The organism is Sulfitobacter sp. HNIBRBA3233 (assembly GCF_040149665.1).
GTDB lineage: Bacteria > Pseudomonadota > Alphaproteobacteria > Rhodobacterales > Rhodobacteraceae > Sulfitobacter > Sulfitobacter marinivivus.
In genome coordinates this window covers 702,336-719,149 of the sequence record NZ_JBEFLP010000001.1, presented here as the reverse complement: position 1 = coordinate 719,149, position 16,814 = coordinate 702,336, and the positions used below count along the sequence as shown (strand labels likewise).

General features: G+C 63.9%; 18 protein-coding genes. 7 read left to right on the top strand and 11 right to left on the bottom strand.

Going from position 1 to position 16,814, the window contains the following annotated elements; genetic code table 11:
• Window positions 1-6: 6 nt before the first annotated feature.
• The 4 genes from ABMC89_RS03510 to ABMC89_RS03495 all read right to left on the bottom strand — a co-directional run bounded on the left by ABMC89_RS03510 (window position 7) and on the right by ABMC89_RS03495 (window position 3,705).
• On the bottom strand, window positions 7-1,023 hold the full coding sequence (locus tag ABMC89_RS03510; protein ID WP_349565240.1) for an LLM class flavin-dependent oxidoreductase: 1,017 nt from the start codon (window positions 1,021-1,023) through the stop codon (window positions 7-9).
• 123 nt (window positions 1,024-1,146) lie between these two features.
• A complete protein-coding gene (gene rpsI, locus ABMC89_RS03505) occupies window positions 1,147-1,650 on the bottom strand; it encodes a 30S ribosomal protein S9 (RefSeq protein ID WP_349565238.1) in 504 nt (167 codons plus the stop codon).
• Between the two features lie 2 nt (window positions 1,651-1,652).
• A complete protein-coding gene (gene rplM, locus ABMC89_RS03500; protein ID WP_349565236.1) occupies window positions 1,653-2,114 on the bottom strand; it encodes a 50S ribosomal protein L13 in 462 nt (153 codons plus the stop codon).
• A 178-nt stretch (window positions 2,115-2,292) separates the two neighbouring features.
• Window positions 2,293-3,705: an aminotransferase-like domain-containing protein gene (locus tag ABMC89_RS03495; RefSeq protein ID WP_349565234.1), complete on the bottom strand. Its 1,413-nt coding sequence runs from the start codon at window positions 3,703-3,705 to the stop codon at window positions 2,293-2,295.
• Between the two features lie 97 nt (window positions 3,706-3,802).
• On the opposite strand from ABMC89_RS03495, the gene ABMC89_RS03490 reads away from it, so the two are divergent.
• Window positions 3,803-4,036: a DUF1127 domain-containing protein gene (locus tag ABMC89_RS03490; protein WP_349565232.1), complete on the top strand. Its 234-nt coding sequence runs from the start codon at window positions 3,803-3,805 to the stop codon at window positions 4,034-4,036.
• A 117-nt stretch (window positions 4,037-4,153) separates the two neighbouring features.
• On the opposite strand, the gene ABMC89_RS03485 is transcribed toward ABMC89_RS03490, so the two are convergent.
• Window positions 4,154-4,591 (bottom strand): PaaI family thioesterase, encoded by a 438-nt coding sequence (locus ABMC89_RS03485; RefSeq protein WP_349565230.1) that lies wholly within the window; start codon window positions 4,589-4,591, stop codon window positions 4,154-4,156.
• 57 nt (window positions 4,592-4,648) lie between these two features.
• Here ABMC89_RS03485 and ABMC89_RS03480 point away from each other — a divergent pair, with 57 nt between their 5' ends.
• From ABMC89_RS03480 to gluQRS, 5 genes are all read left to right on the top strand, one after another.
• On the top strand, window positions 4,649-5,434 hold the full coding sequence (locus ABMC89_RS03480) for an enoyl-CoA hydratase (RefSeq protein WP_349565228.1): 786 nt from the start codon (window positions 4,649-4,651) through the stop codon (window positions 5,432-5,434).
• Window positions 5,435-5,529: 95 nt separating this feature from the next.
• Window positions 5,530-6,852: a cytochrome-c peroxidase gene (locus tag ABMC89_RS03475; protein ID WP_349565226.1), complete on the top strand. Its 1,323-nt coding sequence runs from the start codon at window positions 5,530-5,532 to the stop codon at window positions 6,850-6,852.
• Window positions 6,853-7,187: 335 nt separating this feature from the next.
• Window positions 7,188-8,537, top strand: a complete 1,350-nt coding sequence (gene trmFO / locus ABMC89_RS03470) for a methylenetetrahydrofolate--tRNA-(uracil(54)-C(5))-methyltransferase (FADH(2)-oxidizing) TrmFO (protein ID WP_349565224.1) — start codon at window positions 7,188-7,190, stop codon at window positions 8,535-8,537.
• Between the two features lie 18 nt (window positions 8,538-8,555).
• On the top strand, window positions 8,556-9,161 hold the full coding sequence (locus ABMC89_RS03465) for a class I SAM-dependent DNA methyltransferase (protein ID WP_349565222.1): 606 nt from the start codon (window positions 8,556-8,558) through the stop codon (window positions 9,159-9,161).
• Window positions 9,158-10,018, top strand: coding sequence for a tRNA glutamyl-Q(34) synthetase GluQRS (gluQRS, locus tag ABMC89_RS03460; protein ID WP_349565220.1), 861 nt, complete (start codon window positions 9,158-9,160; stop codon window positions 10,016-10,018). The genes ABMC89_RS03465 and gluQRS overlap by 4 nt, the downstream gene beginning before the upstream one ends.
• Here gluQRS and hisI read toward each other — a convergent pair.
• On the bottom strand, window positions 10,015-10,341 hold the full coding sequence (gene hisI, locus ABMC89_RS03455) for a phosphoribosyl-AMP cyclohydrolase (RefSeq protein ID WP_349565218.1): 327 nt from the start codon (window positions 10,339-10,341) through the stop codon (window positions 10,015-10,017). The two genes, gluQRS and hisI, sit on opposite strands and share 4 nt — an antisense overlap.
• Window positions 10,342-10,419: 78 nt before the next feature.
• Here hisI and ABMC89_RS03450 point away from each other — a divergent pair, with 78 nt between their 5' ends.
• Window positions 10,420-10,866 carry an iron-sulfur cluster assembly scaffold protein gene (locus ABMC89_RS03450; RefSeq protein ID WP_349565216.1) on the top strand — a complete coding sequence of 149 codons (447 nt, stop codon included), beginning with the start codon at window positions 10,420-10,422 and terminating at the stop codon, window positions 10,864-10,866.
• Between the two features lie 223 nt (window positions 10,867-11,089).
• Here ABMC89_RS03450 and ABMC89_RS03445 read toward each other — a convergent pair whose 3' ends face one another.
• From ABMC89_RS03445 to sciP, 5 genes are all read right to left on the bottom strand, one after another.
• The gene (locus tag ABMC89_RS03445) at window positions 11,090-11,218 is read right to left on the bottom strand and encodes a hypothetical protein (protein ID WP_349565214.1); all 129 of its coding nucleotides are present in this window, start codon (window positions 11,216-11,218) and stop codon (window positions 11,090-11,092) included.
• A gap of 98 nt (window positions 11,219-11,316) precedes the next feature.
• Window positions 11,317-13,407 (bottom strand): ATP-dependent DNA helicase RecG, encoded by a 2,091-nt coding sequence (recG, locus tag ABMC89_RS03440; RefSeq protein ID WP_349565212.1) that lies wholly within the window; start codon window positions 13,405-13,407, stop codon window positions 11,317-11,319.
• A complete protein-coding gene (gene ligA / locus ABMC89_RS03435; RefSeq protein ID WP_349565210.1) occupies window positions 13,404-15,539 on the bottom strand; it encodes an NAD-dependent DNA ligase LigA in 2,136 nt (711 codons plus the stop codon). The genes recG and ligA overlap by 4 nt, the downstream gene beginning before the upstream one ends.
• Window positions 15,540-15,625: 86 nt before the next feature.
• On the bottom strand, window positions 15,626-16,333 hold the full coding sequence (gene ctrA, locus ABMC89_RS03430; RefSeq protein ID WP_349565208.1) for a response regulator transcription factor CtrA: 708 nt from the start codon (window positions 16,331-16,333) through the stop codon (window positions 15,626-15,628).
• Window positions 16,334-16,432: 99 nt separating this feature from the next.
• A complete protein-coding gene (sciP, locus tag ABMC89_RS03425; protein WP_349565206.1) occupies window positions 16,433-16,711 on the bottom strand; it encodes a CtrA inhibitor SciP in 279 nt (92 codons plus the stop codon).
• Window positions 16,712-16,814: the final 103 nt, after the last annotated feature.

The following is a 16,814-nucleotide window of genomic DNA, read 5'->3' as shown; positions in this document are numbered from 1 at the left end:
GGCGCGTCAGGCGCTTTCCAGTGGCCGGTCGGCCTGTTGCGGCATGTCGTTCAGCACTTTTGCCGCGATCCCGAAGGATTTCTTGCGCGCGGCCTGATCGTGGATCTGGCCGGTCAGGATCAGCTCGTCCGGGCTGTACCGGTCGATCAGATCCGCAAGCTGGCGGCGCACGCTATCTTCGGAGCCAACGGCCGAAATCCGCAGCGCGTGATCGACGCCTTGCCGCAGACCCGCGCCGATTTCAGCGTCGATATCCTCGACCGGGCGCGGTAGCTTGCCGGGTTTGCCGGTGCGCAGCCGCGCGAAGGCCTGCTGAACCGAGGTGCGCAGATACGCGGCCTCGGCGTCCGTATCGGCGGCGAGGACGTTCACCGCCAGCATGAAATGCGGCGCGTCAAGCTGCGCGGAGGGTTTGAAATCGCGACGGTAGAGATAGCTTGCTTCCTCCAGCGCGTCGGGCGCGAAATGCGAGGCAAAGGCATAGGGAAGCCCCAGATGCGCGGCCAGTTGCGCGCCGTAGAGCGAGGAGCCGAGGATCCAGATCGGCACATGGGTGCCCTGCCCCGGATGCGCTTGTACCGGCGCGCGCGGATCGGCATCCGCCAGATAGCTTTGCAGCTCCATCACGTCCTGCGGGAAGCTGTCCTGCCCTTCGCGACCGCGCCGCAGGGCGTGCCAGACATTGCCGTCCCCGCCCGGAGCGCGGCCCAGCCCCAGATCGATCCGGTCCCCGTAGAGCGTGGCAAGCGTGCCGAACTGTTCGGCAATGGTCAGCGGCGCGTGGTTGGGCAGCATGATCCCGCCCGCGCCGACGCGGATGGTGCTGGTCTGGCTGGCGACATGGCCCAGCAGAACCGATGTGGCCGCCGAGGCGATGCCGGGCATGTTGTGATGCTCGGCCATCCAGTAGCGGTGATAGCCAAGGGATTCGGCGTGGCGGGCCAGATCGACGGTGTTGCGCATCGCCTGCGCCGCGTCCGATCCTTCGGGAACGGGGCAAAGATCTAGAACGGAAAATTTCATCTGGCACCTGCTTTCTCTCGTTTGCCTCAAGGTAATCAGACAAACCGGCGAGTTCCAGTGACGCAAAAGGAAAAAGGCCACACCCTGCGGTGCGGCCTTTTCCGAAAGCTCTGGCAGACAGGCTTAACGCTTGGAGAACTGGAAGCTCTTACGCGCTTTGGCCTTGCCGTATTTCTTACGCTCGACGACGCGGCTGTCGCGGGTCAGGAAGCCTGCCGCTTTCAGCGCTGCGCGCATCGAGGGATCGTAAAGCTGGAGCGCCTTGGACACGCCGTGCTTGACCGCGCCGGCCTGACCGGACAGGCCACCGCCCTTGACGGTTGCGTAGACGTCGAACTGGCCTTCGGTGCCTGTGATGCTGAACGGCTGTGCCAGGATCATCTGAAGCACGGGGCGCGCGAAGTATTCGTTCTGCGGCTTGCCGTTGACGACAACCTTGCCCGAGCCGGGCTTGATCCAGACGCGGGCAACCGCGTCCTTGCGCTTGCCTGTCGCGTAGGAACGGCCAAGCTCGTCACGTACCGGTTCGCGGTTCAGCGTCTCGTCTGCTGCCGCGCCCTGAACGCCACCGATATCTTCGGTCACGACATCCTTCAGATCGTCGAGTGTCTTGATTTCGTCAGCCATGCTCATGCACTCCGCGTGTTTTTCTTGTTCATGGATTTCACATCCAGAACTTCGGGGCTCTGCGCCTCGTGTGGGTGATCGCCGCCTGCGTAGACGCGCAGGTTGGTCATGATCTGGCGGCTCAGGCGGTTGCCGGGCAGCATGCGCTTGACCGCGAGGGTCACGACGCGCTCGGGGTGCTTGCCTTCAAGGATCTCGCCCTTGGTGCGCGATTTGATCCCGCCGGGGTGGCCGGTGTGCCAGTAGAAGTGCTCTTCGCGCTTCTTGCCGGTCATCTGGACCTTGTCGGCGTTGATCACGATGACGTTGTCGCCGCAATCCATGTGAGGGGTGAAAGAGGGCTTGTGCTTGCCCCGCAGACGCGTGGCAACGATCGAGGCAAGACGGCCCAGCACGACGCCTTCGGCGTCAATGATGATCCATTTCTTGTCGATGTCTGCCGGTGTTGCAGAAAAGGTTTTCATTGCAGGTTATCCCGGTAACGATTGGACGGGGCGAACCCCGATGTGATGGGCGGGTTATATAGAAGCGTTTGGGCAGGTCAAGCGGCGCAAGTCCGATAAAATTTTGCAAAATCAGTGTGTTGAAATTACGGTATCATTTTACCCCATTGCGGATGAACCATTCATCCGGGCCTGTGCCCTAGACCCCGATTTCATCGGAGGGATTGTCGAGCAGATCGCGCAGACGCTCCATCCCCGCCTCAAAGCTGCGCAGGCTGACGCAGGCGTTGATCGCCATGCGCACGGCGTGGGGGCTCTGGGCGTCGCGCACCGCGAATTCCTCGGCTGCGCGCACCCGCACGCCACGCATCTGTGCGGCGCGGCAAAAGGCGCTGGCGCGCCAGCCACCGGGCAGATGCATCCAGATGAAGGGTACATCGGCCCGCCAGTGCAGGTCATAGCCGCCCAGAATGTTCACAGCCGATTTGACGTAGACCTCGACCCCCTTGCGGCAGCGCGCGGTGATGGCGTCGAGTTCGGGATGCGCCAGCAACTTGGCCGCCAGATCGGTAAGCGGCGTTGCCAACCCGAAAAACCCGTGTTCCGCCGAGCGGTGCAGCGCGCTCGCCTGATCGCGCGGGCCGATGGCGCAGCCGATGCGCAGCGCGGGCGTGATCGTCTTTGACAAGGACGTGACATACCAGCTGCGTTCGGGGGCAAGCTGGCGATAGCTGGGCGCCTGCGCCAGCCCCATCCGGTAACAGTCGTCCTCCATGATCTGGAGGTCATAACGGCGGGCAACCTCGACGATCTCTTCGCGGCGGGCCTGCGGAGTGAAGCCGCAGGTGGGGCTGTGGACCTCGGGCGACGTGCAGATCAACTGCGCCTCGGGATGGCGTTCGGCGGCGGCGGCCAGACTGTCGGGGCACAGCCCGTGGGCGTCCATCTTGACCGGCACCACATCGGCGCGCATCACCTCTGCCGCGCGGCGGAAACCGGGATAGGACAGCTCTTCGACCAGGATCAAGGGGCGGCGGCCTTTCAGCACGGTCTGGTAGACCAGCATGATGCCGTTCTGCCCACCGTGCGACAGCACGATGTCGTTCTGGTCCAGCGGCCCCAGCGGGGTGCTGCGCAACCAGTGCAGCATGGCGGCGCGCGCGGGCGCGGCACTGGCACGGGACGGATAATGCATGACGCCCGATGGCGGATCACTGGCGATTTCGGCCAGCAGGCTGCGGATCAGCCGCGCCTGCCCGCCGTCCGGGAGGGCCGGCGAAAACAGATTTACGGTGTCGGTATCGCCCCCGGTATTATGCGGGGTCGAATCGATTTCGAGCAGGTTCAGTGGCATCTGCGGCTTGTCCCGACCGGCGACAAAAGTGCCGCGCCCGACCTCGGCGATCAGCACGCCCTCGTCCGTCAGCAAGGTATAGGCGCGCGCCACGGTGCCCGGTGTCATGCCCAGCTTCCACCCGAGATCGCGCACCGGCGGCAACCGGTCACCCGGTCGCAACTGCCCCGTGCCGATGGCTTCGCGGATCGCCTGCACCACGCCCCGGTACTTGGGCTTGATGCGAGTATCGACCTCCGGCATCCAAATTGTATCCATTACAATATAATCCTAGCGGAAACTGAAATGTGATTGTATCCATTTTGTACGGCATACCGCCATTTTGTGTCAATACAATTTACGAAGGAGTTTTCCCATGGCACACGCACAGATCCGCCCGACCGACGCCCTGACTGTCCTGACGACCGCGCGCACATTGCCGCTGGTTGCGGTGGCGAGTGTCAAATTCGCGGCTTGCGTGACCGAATGGGTAACCCGTCGCCGCACGCGCCTTGCGCTCGATCACCTCGAGGACTGGCAGTTGCGGGACGTGGGGCTGACACCTTCCGCCGCGCAACGCGAGGCGCAGAAGGTGTTCTGGCGGGCGTGACATCCCCGTGGCGCTTGCGCCAGACCTCTTCTACTTGGGCAGGGTTGATCCCCTGCCCTTTTTTGTATCCCGGCATTGTACCCTTTTTCGCGCGACGCGCGCGGTACAATGACTTCCCTAGCGGGGCTCGGGCGGGATCGCGTAGGTCATCGTGGCCTGCGCCACGGGCGCGAGTAGGCCGACGGAATGGATCAGCACATGGCTCACCGACAGTTGCCGCCCCAGCTTGAGCAGTTTTGCCGTCGCCACAAGATCGACGCCATCGGCGGGCTTGCGCATGAAATCCATTGAGCAGTTCGTGGTCACGGCCAGCGCCTTGGGCCCGATCATCGCGAGCGTCGCCACATAGGCCGATACATCCGCCAGCGCGAACATCGTGGGGCCCGAGACCGTGCCACCGGGGCGCAGGTGGCGGGTGCGGATCGGCGTGCGAACGGTGACCTCGAAGGGTTTGACGTCTTCCACCACGAAATCGTCGGCGACCTGCTGGAATGCTTCGCGCAGGAACGCGTTAAGGGCTGCGGGGTCCATCAGCGGCTGTCGGGGATCACTCATTCTTGTCCTCATTGGTCTTTCGTGCCTAGACTCGCTGCAAGTGGGGAGGCACGCAAGATGGCAATTCTGGAAATGACGCAGCGGGATGCGGTGACGCATCTGACGATGAACAGTCCCGAACGGCTGAACGCGCTGAGCGACGAGATGCTCGCGGCGCTTCAGGACACTCTGGACAGGCTGGCCGAGGATGAAACCTGCCGGGTGATCACGCTGTCCGGTGCGGGCAAGGCGTTCTGCGCGGGACATGACCTGCGGCAGATGCAGGCGATGCGCCAGAACGAGGACGCGGGTGCTGCCGCCTTTGCCGATCTGTTCCGGCGCTGCAGCGATGTGATGCTGCGGATCCAGTCGATGCCCCAGCCGGTGATCGCGCAGGTCCACGGGATTGCCACGGCGGCAGGGTGCCAGCTGGTCGCGACCTGCGATATGGCTGTCGCCGGGGCCGGGACCCGCTTTGGCGTGAACGGGGTGAACATCGGGCTGTTCTGCTCGACGCCAATGGTCGCCCTGAGCCGAAATATCGCGCCCAAGAAAGCCTTCGAGATGCTGACCACCGGTGATTTCATCGACGCCGAACGGGCCGAGGCACTGGGGCTGGTCAACCGCGTGGTGGCCCCCGACACGCTGGAGGCGGAAACCGCCGCTCTAGCCGACCAGATCGCGGGCAAGCTGGGGACGGCTGTCCGGATCGGCAAGCGCGCGTTCTACGAACAGCTCTCTCTCGACCGGGCGGCGGCCTATGCCTACACCGGTCAGGTCATGGTCGAAAATCTGGCCCTGCGCGACACCGACGAGGGCATGCAGGCCTTCATCGAAAAACGCCCTCCCGACTGGCAGAACTGACTGTTTCCGCAAACGCTACGGTGTTTTTCCTGCGCGGCGCTGTGAAATGTGTCAAAATTGCGGTAGCTTTATCACGGATTTGTGAGGGTTCCCCGATGATGCGTTTTGTCCATGCCGCGGTTGCCGGGGCCTATGTGCTCGGTGGCTCGGCTTTTGCCGGTCCGATGCCATCTGTTGTGGATGACGAAGATTTCCACCAGTTCCCGCCGGCGCTGGTCGAGCTTGGGCGTGATCTGTTCTTCGATCCGATCCTGTCGGGCAACAAGAACATCGCCTGCGCCACCTGCCATCACCCGACGCTGGGCACTTCCGACGGTGTGTCGCTGTCGATCGGCGAAGGCGGCACCGGCCTCGGCACCGCGCGGCACCCGGAGGCTGAAAACGCGCCGAAGGCCCGCATCCCGCGCAACGCGCCCGCGCTGTTCAACCTCGGTGCCAAGGAGTTCAACGTGCTCTTTCACGACGGTCGCGTGGCGCGGGACCGTCACGCCATGTTCGGCATTCGGATGCCCGAAGGCCGCACGCTGGAGCGGCCCGTTGTCAGCCCCCTCGCCGCGCAGGCGACCCTGCCGATCCTGTCGCCCGACGAGATGTCCGGCCATCCGGGCGAGAACGAGGTCGCGGACGCCGTTGCCGCCGATCGCATCCACGGCCCCGACGGGGCCTGGGCGATCCTCACCGGGCGGGTTGCAGGCATTCCCGAATACCGCACCCGTTTTGCGGACATCGGGATGGGGGATCTTCACATTACAGACATCGGCACCGCGCTGGCCGCCTTTATCGGTGCTGAATTCCGTGCCACCGACAGCCCCTTTGACCGCTACCTTGCGGGCGAGGACAGCATGAGCGACGCGCAGCTGGAAGGGATGGACCTGTTTTACGGCAAGGCGCGCTGCGCCACCTGCCACAGCGGGCCGTTCCAGACCGGGCATATGTTCTATGCCATCGGCCTGCCCCAGTTGGGACCGGGCAAGAATGCCCACGCCGCCTATGCCGATACCGGACTGGGCCTGATCAGCGGCAATGACGAGGATTCCTACCGCTTCCGCACGCCCAGCCTGCGCAATGTCACGCAGACAGGCCCCTACGGCCACAACGGCGCCTACGCCGACCTCGAAGCGATGGTGCGTCACCACCTCAAGCCCGTGGAATCGCTGGCCGCCTACAGTCGCGACAACGTGCGCCTTGCTGCGGGTGTGTCCGCAGACGACTGGCAGGCGATGGAGGATTTCGACGAGGTGATGCGCATTGCCGAAGCGATCGAGATCAGCGATGTCGCCCTCGAAGAGGCCGAGATCGCCCGGATCCTCGATTTTCTGGGCAGCCTGACGGACCCGCAGATCGGCAAGACCGGCCTCGGCGTTCCTGCCTCCGTGCCGTCGGGCCTGCCGCTGGACGTCGTCTCGCCCCCGTCCTGAGCGTGTTGCGAAACGAATCCGCCAAACCGTGCGGTATTGTTTCGGGAATGATCGGCTATTGTTGCCAAACTAGCCCTTCCAATTCTGGCACGATTGAGGCAAAAATACGTCATCGGGCCGAGGCCTGAAAATACTTTCGGGTCGCCGCAGGCGGAAGGTCCCTCCAGATCAGCGCTCTCAGTTGATCGATCTTTCCCGCAGCGGCGGCGCCGAGTGTTCCCATCCCCCAAATTCCTGCCGCACCGTGACGGCAACCGCCGGCCGGGACGCTTTCTGCGACATCTCGTCGGCGGATGGGCATTGCCAGCCTTGCGCGGCTCGCCTATCTGAGCGGCATGGATAAAGCATTGCACATCATCGGCGGCGGTATGGCCGGATCGGAAGCGGCCTGGCAGGCGGCAAACCTCGGGATCAGGGTCGTCCTTCACGAGATGCGGCCCAAGGTGGGCACATTCGCGCACCAGACCGGCCTTCTGGGCGAAATGGTCTGCTCGAATTCCTTCAGGTCTGACGACCACGAGCAGAACGCCGTTGGGCTTTTGCATTGGGAAATGCGTCAGGCAGGCGGGTTGATCATGCAGACGGCTGCAAAGCATCGCCTGCCCGCAGGCGGCGCGCTGGCGGTTGACCGCGATCCCTTTGCGCAATCGGTGACAGACGCATTGATGGCGCATGAGAACATCACCGTCGAATACGGCGAAATCACCGCCCTGCCCGACGATGGCCACTGGATTATCGCGACAGGCCCCCTGACCTCCTCGGCACTGGGAGAAGCGATTGCCGCCGAAACCGGCGCCGAAGCACTGGCGTTTTTCGACGCCATCGCCCCGATCGTCTATTTTGACAGCATCGACATGAGCAAGGCGTGGATGCAGTCGCGCTATGACAAGGGCGAGACGGAGGACGAGCGGACCGCCTATCTCAACTGTCCGATGGACAAGCAGCAATACGAAGATTTCATCGACGCGCTGCTGGCCGCTGACAAGACGGAATTCCACGAGGGCGAGACGGCCAAGTATTTCGACGGCTGCCTGCCCATCGAAGTGATGGCCGAGCGGGGGCGCGAAACCCTGCGCCACGGCCCGATGAAGCCCGTGGGCCTGACCAATCCCCACCAGCCCGAGGACAAGGCCCATGCGGTCGTGCAGCTGCGCCGCGACAACAAGCTGGGCACGCTCTATAACATCGTCGGCTTCCAGACGAAGATGAAGTATGGCGCGCAAGCGGATGTATTTAAACGCATTCCGGGGCTTGAGGAGGCGCGGTTCGCGCGGCTGGGCGGGATCCACCGCAACACCTTCCTGAACTCGCCCACGCTGCTGGACGGGCAGATGCGTCTGCGCTCGCGCCCGAACATCCGCTTTGCCGGACAGATCACCGGCGTCGAGGGATATGTCGAATCCGCCGCCATGGGATTGCTTGCCGGGCGTCTGGCCGCTGCCGAGATCCGCGGAGAGACGCTGGACACGCCCCCCGACACCACCGCCACCGGCGCGCTGATCACCCATATCTCGGGTGGGGCCGAGGCCAAGACATTCCAGCCGATGAACGTGAACTTCGGATTGTTCCCCCCCGTCGAGGGGCTGAAGGCCGGACGCAGGGGCCGCAAGGACCGCTACAAGGCCTACACCGACCGCGCCAAGGCCGACTGGACCGCGTGGCTGGAGGCTGGACAAGAGCAATAGTGCCGTTAAACTGGGGAAATGAGTGAAAGTTTCCTCGACAAAGCCTACGCTGTCAGTGGCACCGCCGATCTGAAAGACCTCTACGCTGACTGGTCCGGATCCTACGACGATGAGGTTCTGGCCAGTGGGTATGCCACGCCCGCGCGCTGTGCTGCGGCACTCGCGAAGTTCGTGGAGGACCCGTCTGCCCCCGTTCTCGACTTCGGATGCGGCACGGGCCTTTCCGGAGAGGCGTTGAAAGCTGCGGGTTTCAAAACGATCGACGGGATCGACATGTCCCCCGAAATGATCGCCGAGGCCGAGGCGAAATCAGTCTACCGCAGCCTGAACGCCACCGCCCCCGACGCACCCGTTCCAGAGGGCTACGCCACGATTGCGGCCATCGGTGTGATCGGTGCCGGTGCGGCGCCGCTGTCGACCTTTGGCACGCTGATGCATGCGCTGCCGCAAAAGGGGCTGATCGTGCTGTCGTTCAACGACCACACGCTGGCCGACCGGGCCAGCATGGCGCATCTGAACGAATGGCTCGACTGTGGTGCCGCGCACCTGCTGTTTCGGGAACACGGGCCCCACCTGCCTGCGCAGGACATGGGGGCCACCGTGTTCGTCATCCAACGCGCGTGACCTTTACCACGCGGTTTGCCCCCTCGCCGACGGGGCCGCTTCACCTTGGACATGCCTACTCCGCGATGCTTGCCTTCGACATGGCCAGGCGCGCGAAGGGGCAGTTCCTGCTGCGGATCGAAGATATCGACCGATCCCGCGCCCGCCGCGAATGGGAAGACCTGATATACGAGGATCTGGCGTGGCTCGGACTGTCGTGGCCCAAGCCCGTGATGCGGCAATCCGACCAGCAACACCGCTATGAGGCGGCGCTGGACGCGCTCTGGTCGCGCGGTCTGCTCTATCCCTGCACCTGCAGCCGTGCCGACATCGCCGCCGCCGCATCCGCCCCGCAGGAAGGGGCCCCGCTGCACGGGCCCGACGGGGTGATCTATCCCGGCACCTGTCGTCCCGCGGTGCCGCCCTCCGGCCCGCGTCCGTCCGACGTGCCGTTGCGGCTGGACATCGGGCGGGCCTGCTCCACGCTGGGCGACGGTTTCCCGCTGGGTTTCCGCGAAGAGGGCGACGGCGACGCGCGCGATGTCTGTATCACCGCCACACATCTCGAGCGCGACGTGGGTGATATCGTCCTGTCGCGGCGCGATATGGGCACGTCCTACCACCTGTCTGTCGTTCTCGACGATGCGGCGCAGGGGATCAGCGACGTGGTGCGCGGTCGCGATCTGTTCGACGCAACCGCGATCCATGTTCTGCTGCAAAAACTGATGGACCTGCCGGTGCCGCGCTACCATCACCACCGCCTGATCCGTGATGCGGAGGGCAAGAGGCTGGCAAAACGCGACGATGCCCGCGCGATCCGGCTGTTCCGTCAGGACGGGGCCAGCCCTGCCGATCTGCGCGCGATGGTCGGGCTTTAGCTGTCGATCGCCGTGAAGAAACAGCTGCGCCTGCCGGTGTGGCAGGCTGCGCCCACCTGATCGACCTGCATCAGGATCGTATCGGCGTCACAGTCCACGCGCATTTCCTTCAGGGTCTGCACGTGCCCCGATGTCGCACCCTTGGCCCAGAATTCCTGCCGCGACCGGCTCCAGTAGGTGACCTGTCCGGTTTCAAGCGTGCGCTTGAGGCTTTCAAGGTTCATCCAGGCCATCATCAGCACCTCGCCGGTGGCATAATCCTGCGCGATGGCCGGGATCAGCCCCGCGTCGTTGAACTTCAGCGTCGAAAGATCGAATGACATGGCAGCGGTGCCTTTCAAATTGTTTTGCATCCGGGTCGCGCGCGCCTATGTAAGGGCTGAGACGACGAAGGGAAACCCATGGCAGACAGCGACCTGATAAAGCTTTATTCCGCGCGAATCCTTGCCCTCGCGGCGGATATACCGGATCTGCGCCGTCTTGATGCGCCGGATGCCACGGTGAAACGCCGCTCGCCCCTGTGCGGATCGACCGTGACGGTCGACGTGCGCGTCACCGACGGAAAACTGTCCGAAATCGGTCAGGATGTGAAAGCCTGTGCTTTGGGTCAGGCGGCGGCGGCTGTCACCGCGGCTGCGGCCAAGGGCCAGACGCTGGAGACGATCGAGCGCGGGCGCGACCAGCTGAAAGCCATGCTGAAGGGCAAGGGCGGCGTGCCGGATGCGCCTTTTGACGGGTTCGAAGTGCTGAAACCCGCGGTCGAGTACAAGAATCGCCACGCCTCCATCCTGCTGAGCATCGAAGCCATGGCGCAGGCGATGGCCGATGCGCGCGAAACCTCTTCCTGAGCGTTGAAACCGCGACCCTGACGGCCGCGCAAAAAAAAACGCCGCACATCCGGTAAGGGATGGCGGCGTGAAGAAAGCGTTTCCCATGTGGGACCCGAAGGCACGTTCCGGGGGCGGCAAACCCCGTAGGCTGACGGACAGGCAGGAACGTCAGAACCGAAGCATCACGTTTGGGACAGATGCGGGCGGAACGGCCCCCGGCACGGGAGCGCAGGCAGAAAACTCAGACAAGACCGGGAAGATGCAAACCGACGACCAGCATCACGACCAGAGCGGCAGCACCGGCTGCGTCCTGCAAAAGCGTATCCTGCGAACGTGCGGCGATGGCTTTGAGTGTGCGGTAGAAGGTCATTTCAATCTCCCTGTTCCTGTTGCTCCTTTGTTCTCATATTCCGGCCGTCGCGTAAAGAACTTTTTAAGAACATTTGTGAACTTAATGGAACAAACGCCCTAACCGACTGAAATCAAACGGATCGCTTCGTCCTGTCGCATCAGCCACAAAAGCAGGCGCGCCGCCTTGCCACGGTCGCTGTCCAGCGTGGGATCATCGGCCAGCAGCTTGCGCGCATCGGTCTGCGCCACGGCCATCAGTGCGGCCTGTTTTTCAAGGTCGGCTACGCGGAAACGCGGGATGCCGGATTGCGCCGTTCCGATCAGATCGCCTGTCCCGCGCATCTGCAGGTCGGTTTCGGCAATCACGAATCCATCCTCGCTTTCGCGCAGAACCTCTAGCCGCTGTCGGCCGCTATCGCTCAGCGGATGCTGGTACATCAACAAACAGCTCGAGGCCGCCGTGCCGCGCCCGACCCGCCCGCGCAGCTGGTGCAATTGCGCCAGACCAAAGCTTTCGGCGCGTTCTATCACCATGATCGAGGCATTGGGCACATCGACGCCAACCTCGATCACAGTCGTGGCGACCAGCAGCTGGGTTTCGCCGCGCTGGAAGGCCGCCATCGCCGCGTCCTTGTCGGCGGGCGGCATCTGCCCGTGGACCAACCCGACGACGCCTTCGCCAAGGGCCGCGCGCAGGCGCTTGAACCGCTCTTCGGCGGAGGTCAGATCGCTGACCTCGCTTTCCTCGACCAGTGGGCACACCCAGTAGCATTGCCGCCCCTCGGTGATCGCGGCGCGCAGGCGGTCTATGACCTCGTCCATCCGGTCGGTGCTGACCAGAACCGTGCGGATGGGTTTTCGGCCCGGCGGTTTTTCGTCCAGCACGCTGACATCCATATCGCCGTATTGCGCAAGTGCGAGGCTGCGCGGGATCGGCGTGGCGGTCATCACCAGAACATCCGCCTGCCGCCCCTTGCGGCCCAATTCCAGCCGCTGGCGCACGCCGAACCTGTGCTGTTCGTCCACCACCGCAAGGCGCAGATCGTCAAAGACGACGCTGTGCTGGAACACCGCGTGGGTGCCGACAAGGATCTGGATATCGCCTTGGGAGAGCGCGCGCAGCTTTGCCTCGCGCTCGGCCCCCTTGTCGCGCCCCGTCAGGATTTCCAGCACGACGCCCGCCTGTTCCGCCATCGGCTGCAACCCTGCCAGATGCTGCCGGGCGAGGATCTCGGTCGGGGCCATCAGAACGCCCTGCCTGCCCGCCTCGACCGCCGCGAGAAGCGCCATGAACGCAACCAGCGTCTTGCCCGCGCCGACGTCGCCCTGAAGCAGGCGGTTCATGCGGGTCGGGCTGGCCATATCCGTGGTAATTTCTTCGATGGCGCGGACCTGCGCGCCAGTGGGTTTGTAGGGCAGGCTTGCGCGCACCCGCGCCTGTAGCGTTCCGGTCGCCTGCGTCACCCGCCCCTTGCTGCGCCGTTCCTTCTGGCGGGCGAGTGCGAGGGTGATCTGGTGGGCTAGAAGTTCGTCATAGGCCAGCCGCTCGCGTGCGGGCGCTGTGGCGGCGATATCGCCAAGCGATTGCGGCGTGTGGGCCGCTGTCATCGCCGCGCCAAAATCGGGCCAGCCCTTGAGCGCCTTTTGCCCCGGATCGATCCATTCACCCATCTTCGGCACCCGTGAAAGCGCAGCACGGGTCGATTTCCACATCAGTTTCTGGGTGATCCCGTGGGTCAGCGGATAGACGGGTTCGAATGCGGGGATGCTCGCCGCGTCGCTTTCCGGCACGATGAAATCGGGGTGCACCATCTGCGCCATGCTGTCGAAAAGCTCCACCCGGCCCGACACGACACGCCTGCTGCCCTCGGGCAGTTGGCGCTGCCAGTAGTCGCCGCGCGCGTGGAAGAACACCAGCTGAAACGAGGTTTGCGCGTCCTCGACGTAGATGCGGTATGCGCCGGTGCGGTTGCGCGGGGGCGCATGTTTGCCGATCGTCACGGCGACCGTCACCACTCCGGGCAGCGGCGCGCCCTGCACGCTGTCGCGCAGGCGGCGGTCGATGCCCGAGTGGGGCAATGTGAACAGCAGATCGCGCGGCGCATCGACCCCCATCTGGGCAAGGTTCTGCGCGGTCTTCGGGCCGACACCTTCGAGAGTTTCCAGCCCCGCAAACAGCGGGAAAAGCGGTTCGGGACGGCTGCTCATGCGGTGCCGATGAGCGCCAGCCAGCCGTCCTCGTCCAGCGTTTCGATGCCCAGTTCCGCGGCCTTCTTGGCTTTCGATCCCGCGCCGGGGCCCGCAACCAGCAGATCGGTCTTGGCGCTGACCGACCCCGATACCTTCGCGCCCAGCCGCTCGGCGCGGGCCTTGGCCTCGGCGCGGGTCATTTTTTCGAGCGTTCCGGTGAAAACCACGGTCTTACCCGCCACCGGCGACGTGGAGGTATCGGCCTGCACTGCCTCCTGAACCGTCAGCTGATCGACCAGCCGGTCGATCGACGCGCGTTCGGCCGGTTGCGCGAATGTGCCGACCAGCGATCCGGCCATGACGCTGCCCATGCCGTCGATCCCGACCAGATCGTCCCACGCGGGCCCCTCGCAGTCCCTGGCCTCTTCCATCGCGGTGCTGAGCGCGTCCCAGCTGCCGTAGTGACGTGCGATCAGGCCAGAGGCGGCTTCGCCCACGTGGCGGATGCCCAGACCAAAGATCAGCCGCGCCAGCGGTATGCTGCGCTTGTCCTCGATGGCGGCGAAGAGGGCCTTGGCGGATTTGTCCCCCCAGCCTTCGCGGTTCTTGAGCTGCTGGACGCCGCTGCCATAGCGATCCTGAAGGGTGAAGATATCCGCAGGTTCCGCGATCCAGCCATCGGCGTAGAACTGTTCCACCTGCTTGGCTCCGAGCCCGTCGATGTCGAACGCCGCGCGCGACACGAGATGCTTGAGCTTTTCGACCGCCTGCGCGGGACAGATCAGCCCGCCGGTGCAGCGGCGCACGGCATCGCCGGGTTCGCGCACCGCGTCACTGCCGCATTCCGGACAGCTGTGCGGGAATTCGAAAGCGGTTGCGTCATCGGGCCGCTTCGAAAGATCGACATCGGCGATCTTGGGGATCACGTCGCCCGCGCGATAGACCTGCACCCAATCACCGACGCGGATATCCTTGCCGTCGCGGATCTGCTGGCCCTTGCTGTCGCGGCCCTGAATGTAATCCTCGTTGTGCAGGGTGGCGTTGGACACGACCACGCCGCCCACCGTCACCGGCGTCAGCCGCGCCACGGGGCTGAGCGCACCGGTGCGGCCCACCTGAATGTCGATACTCTCAAGCCGGGTCCACGCGAGTTCGGCGGGGAATTTATGCGCCGTGGCCCAGCGTGGTGTGGTCGAGCGGAAGCCGAGCCGCTTTTGCAACGCCAGATCGTCCACCTTGTAGACCACGCCGTCGATATCGTAGCCCAGCGTCGCGCGTTGTGATTCGATCTTTGCGTAATGCGCGGTCATCTCGTCGGGGCCGTCGCAGCGCCGGGTCAGAGGGTTTACCGAAAAGCCGAAATCGGCCAGCCGCTGGATCGCGCCCGCCTGCGTATCCGCCAGCGGCGCCGACACATCGCCCCAGGCGTAGGCGAAGAACTTCAGCGGTCGCGCGCGGGTGATTTCGGGATCTAGCTGGCGCAGCGATCCGGCGGCGGCGTTGCGCGGATTGGCGAATGTCTTCCCGCCGCGTTCTTCCTGTCGCGTGTTGAGGGCGGCGAAATCCGCGTGGCTCATGTAAACCTCACCGCGGACCTCCAGCACCTCGGGCGCGCCGGCGATCTCTTCGGGGATGTCCTCGATGGTGCGGGCGTTGGCGGTGACGTTCTCGCCGACGCTGCCGTCGCCGCGGGTGGCGGCCTGCACCAGATGCCCGCCTTCGTAGCGCAGCGACAGCGACAGCCCGTCGATTTTGGGCTCGGCGGTGTAGGCCAGCGGATCATCCGCGCCGAGGCCGAGGTATTTCCGCACGCTGGTGTCGAACTCGCGCACATCTTCGTCGGTAAAGGCATTCGCCAGCGACAGCATGGAGACCGCATGCGTCACCTTGCCAAAGCCCGAGGCCGGTGCCGCACCCACCTGTTCGGTGGGGCTGTCGGCGCGTTTGAGATCGGTGAAACGTGCCTCGATCGCCGCGTTGCGCCGTTTCAGCGCGTCATACTCGGCATCCGGCATCACCGGTGCATCTTCGGCATGATAGGCGGTGTTCGCGGTGCCCAGACGCTCGGCGAGCCGCGCGAGTTCTGCCTCGGCCTGCGCTTGGGTCAATGCGTCTACGTCAATCTGCGATGTGTCCACTTGATCCGCCACGCGATCCCCGTCTCTGTATTCCCACCTGTCGCCACACAGATAGGCCGCACCCCGAGACAGGTCTAGCGATTTTCAGACCGGCAGCGCTAGGCGCTGGCGGCGATATTCATTTCCGCAGGATCCGGATCGCGCAGGACATAGCCGCGCCCCCACACCGTTTCGATATAGTTGCTGCCCCCCGTGGCGACGCTGAGCTTTTTGCGCAGCTTGCAGATGAACACGTCGATGATTTTCAGCTCCGGCTCGTCCATGCCGCCGTAGAGATGGTTGAGGAACATCTCCTTGGTCAGGGTCGTTCCCTTGCGCAGGCTCAGCAGTTCGAGCATCTGGTATTCCTTGCCCGTCAGATGCACGGACTTGCCAGAAACGCTGACCGTCTTTGCGTCCAGATTGACCGAGACCATGCCGGTATCGATGACCGATTGGGAATGGCCCTTGGACCGGCGGATGATCGCGTGAATGCGCGCCACCAGTTCTTCGCGGTGAAAGGGTTTGGTCAGGTAGTCGTCGGCGCCAAAGCCGAATCCGCGGATCTTGTTTTCCGTGTCGTCAGCACCGGACAGGATCAGGATCGGCGTTTCGATCCGGCTGAGCCGCAGTTGCCGCAGCACCTCGTGACCGTTCATATCCGGAAGATCGAGATCGAGCAGGATGATGTCGTAGTCATAAAGCTTGGCGAGATCGATACCCTCCTCCCCCAGATCCGTCGCGTAAACGTTCAGATTGGCATGAGTCAGCATCAACTCGATGCTTTTGGAAGTTGTTGGATCGTCTTCGACAAGCAGCACACGCATATTGGATTAGCTCCGCGGTAAAGGGGTCATCACTCGAAACATCCTGAACAATAAAGGTTAACCAGCCGTAAATTTACCATCTCAGGTTAATCCGACTACCTAAAGTTGTCGATATTTTTGGACGAGTGTCGTTTTTAGCGCGGCCTCACCGTGCGTAGACACCGCACGGACCCAGGAAATGAATTCATCGTCACTTAAACTGTAGCGCTCGAGGGCGGCGTCCTGGCTGATCAGCCCGTAGACCACGCCGCGCACCACCGCGGCCTTGCGCGAGGCGACCCAGCGCGTGGTATCCGGCGGGGGCAGATCGGCCTGCGTCATGACGCTGCCATCGGCGAGCGTGACCGCCCGCGGTCCTTCGACTTTCTTGAGATACATTGAACCTCACCACTCTGTTGCTGGGATCACAATCGGTGGAGGCGCTTAAGGACAGGTGAAACCCGCCCTTGTGACTGCATCGCATTTTCCTATATTCCCTTTC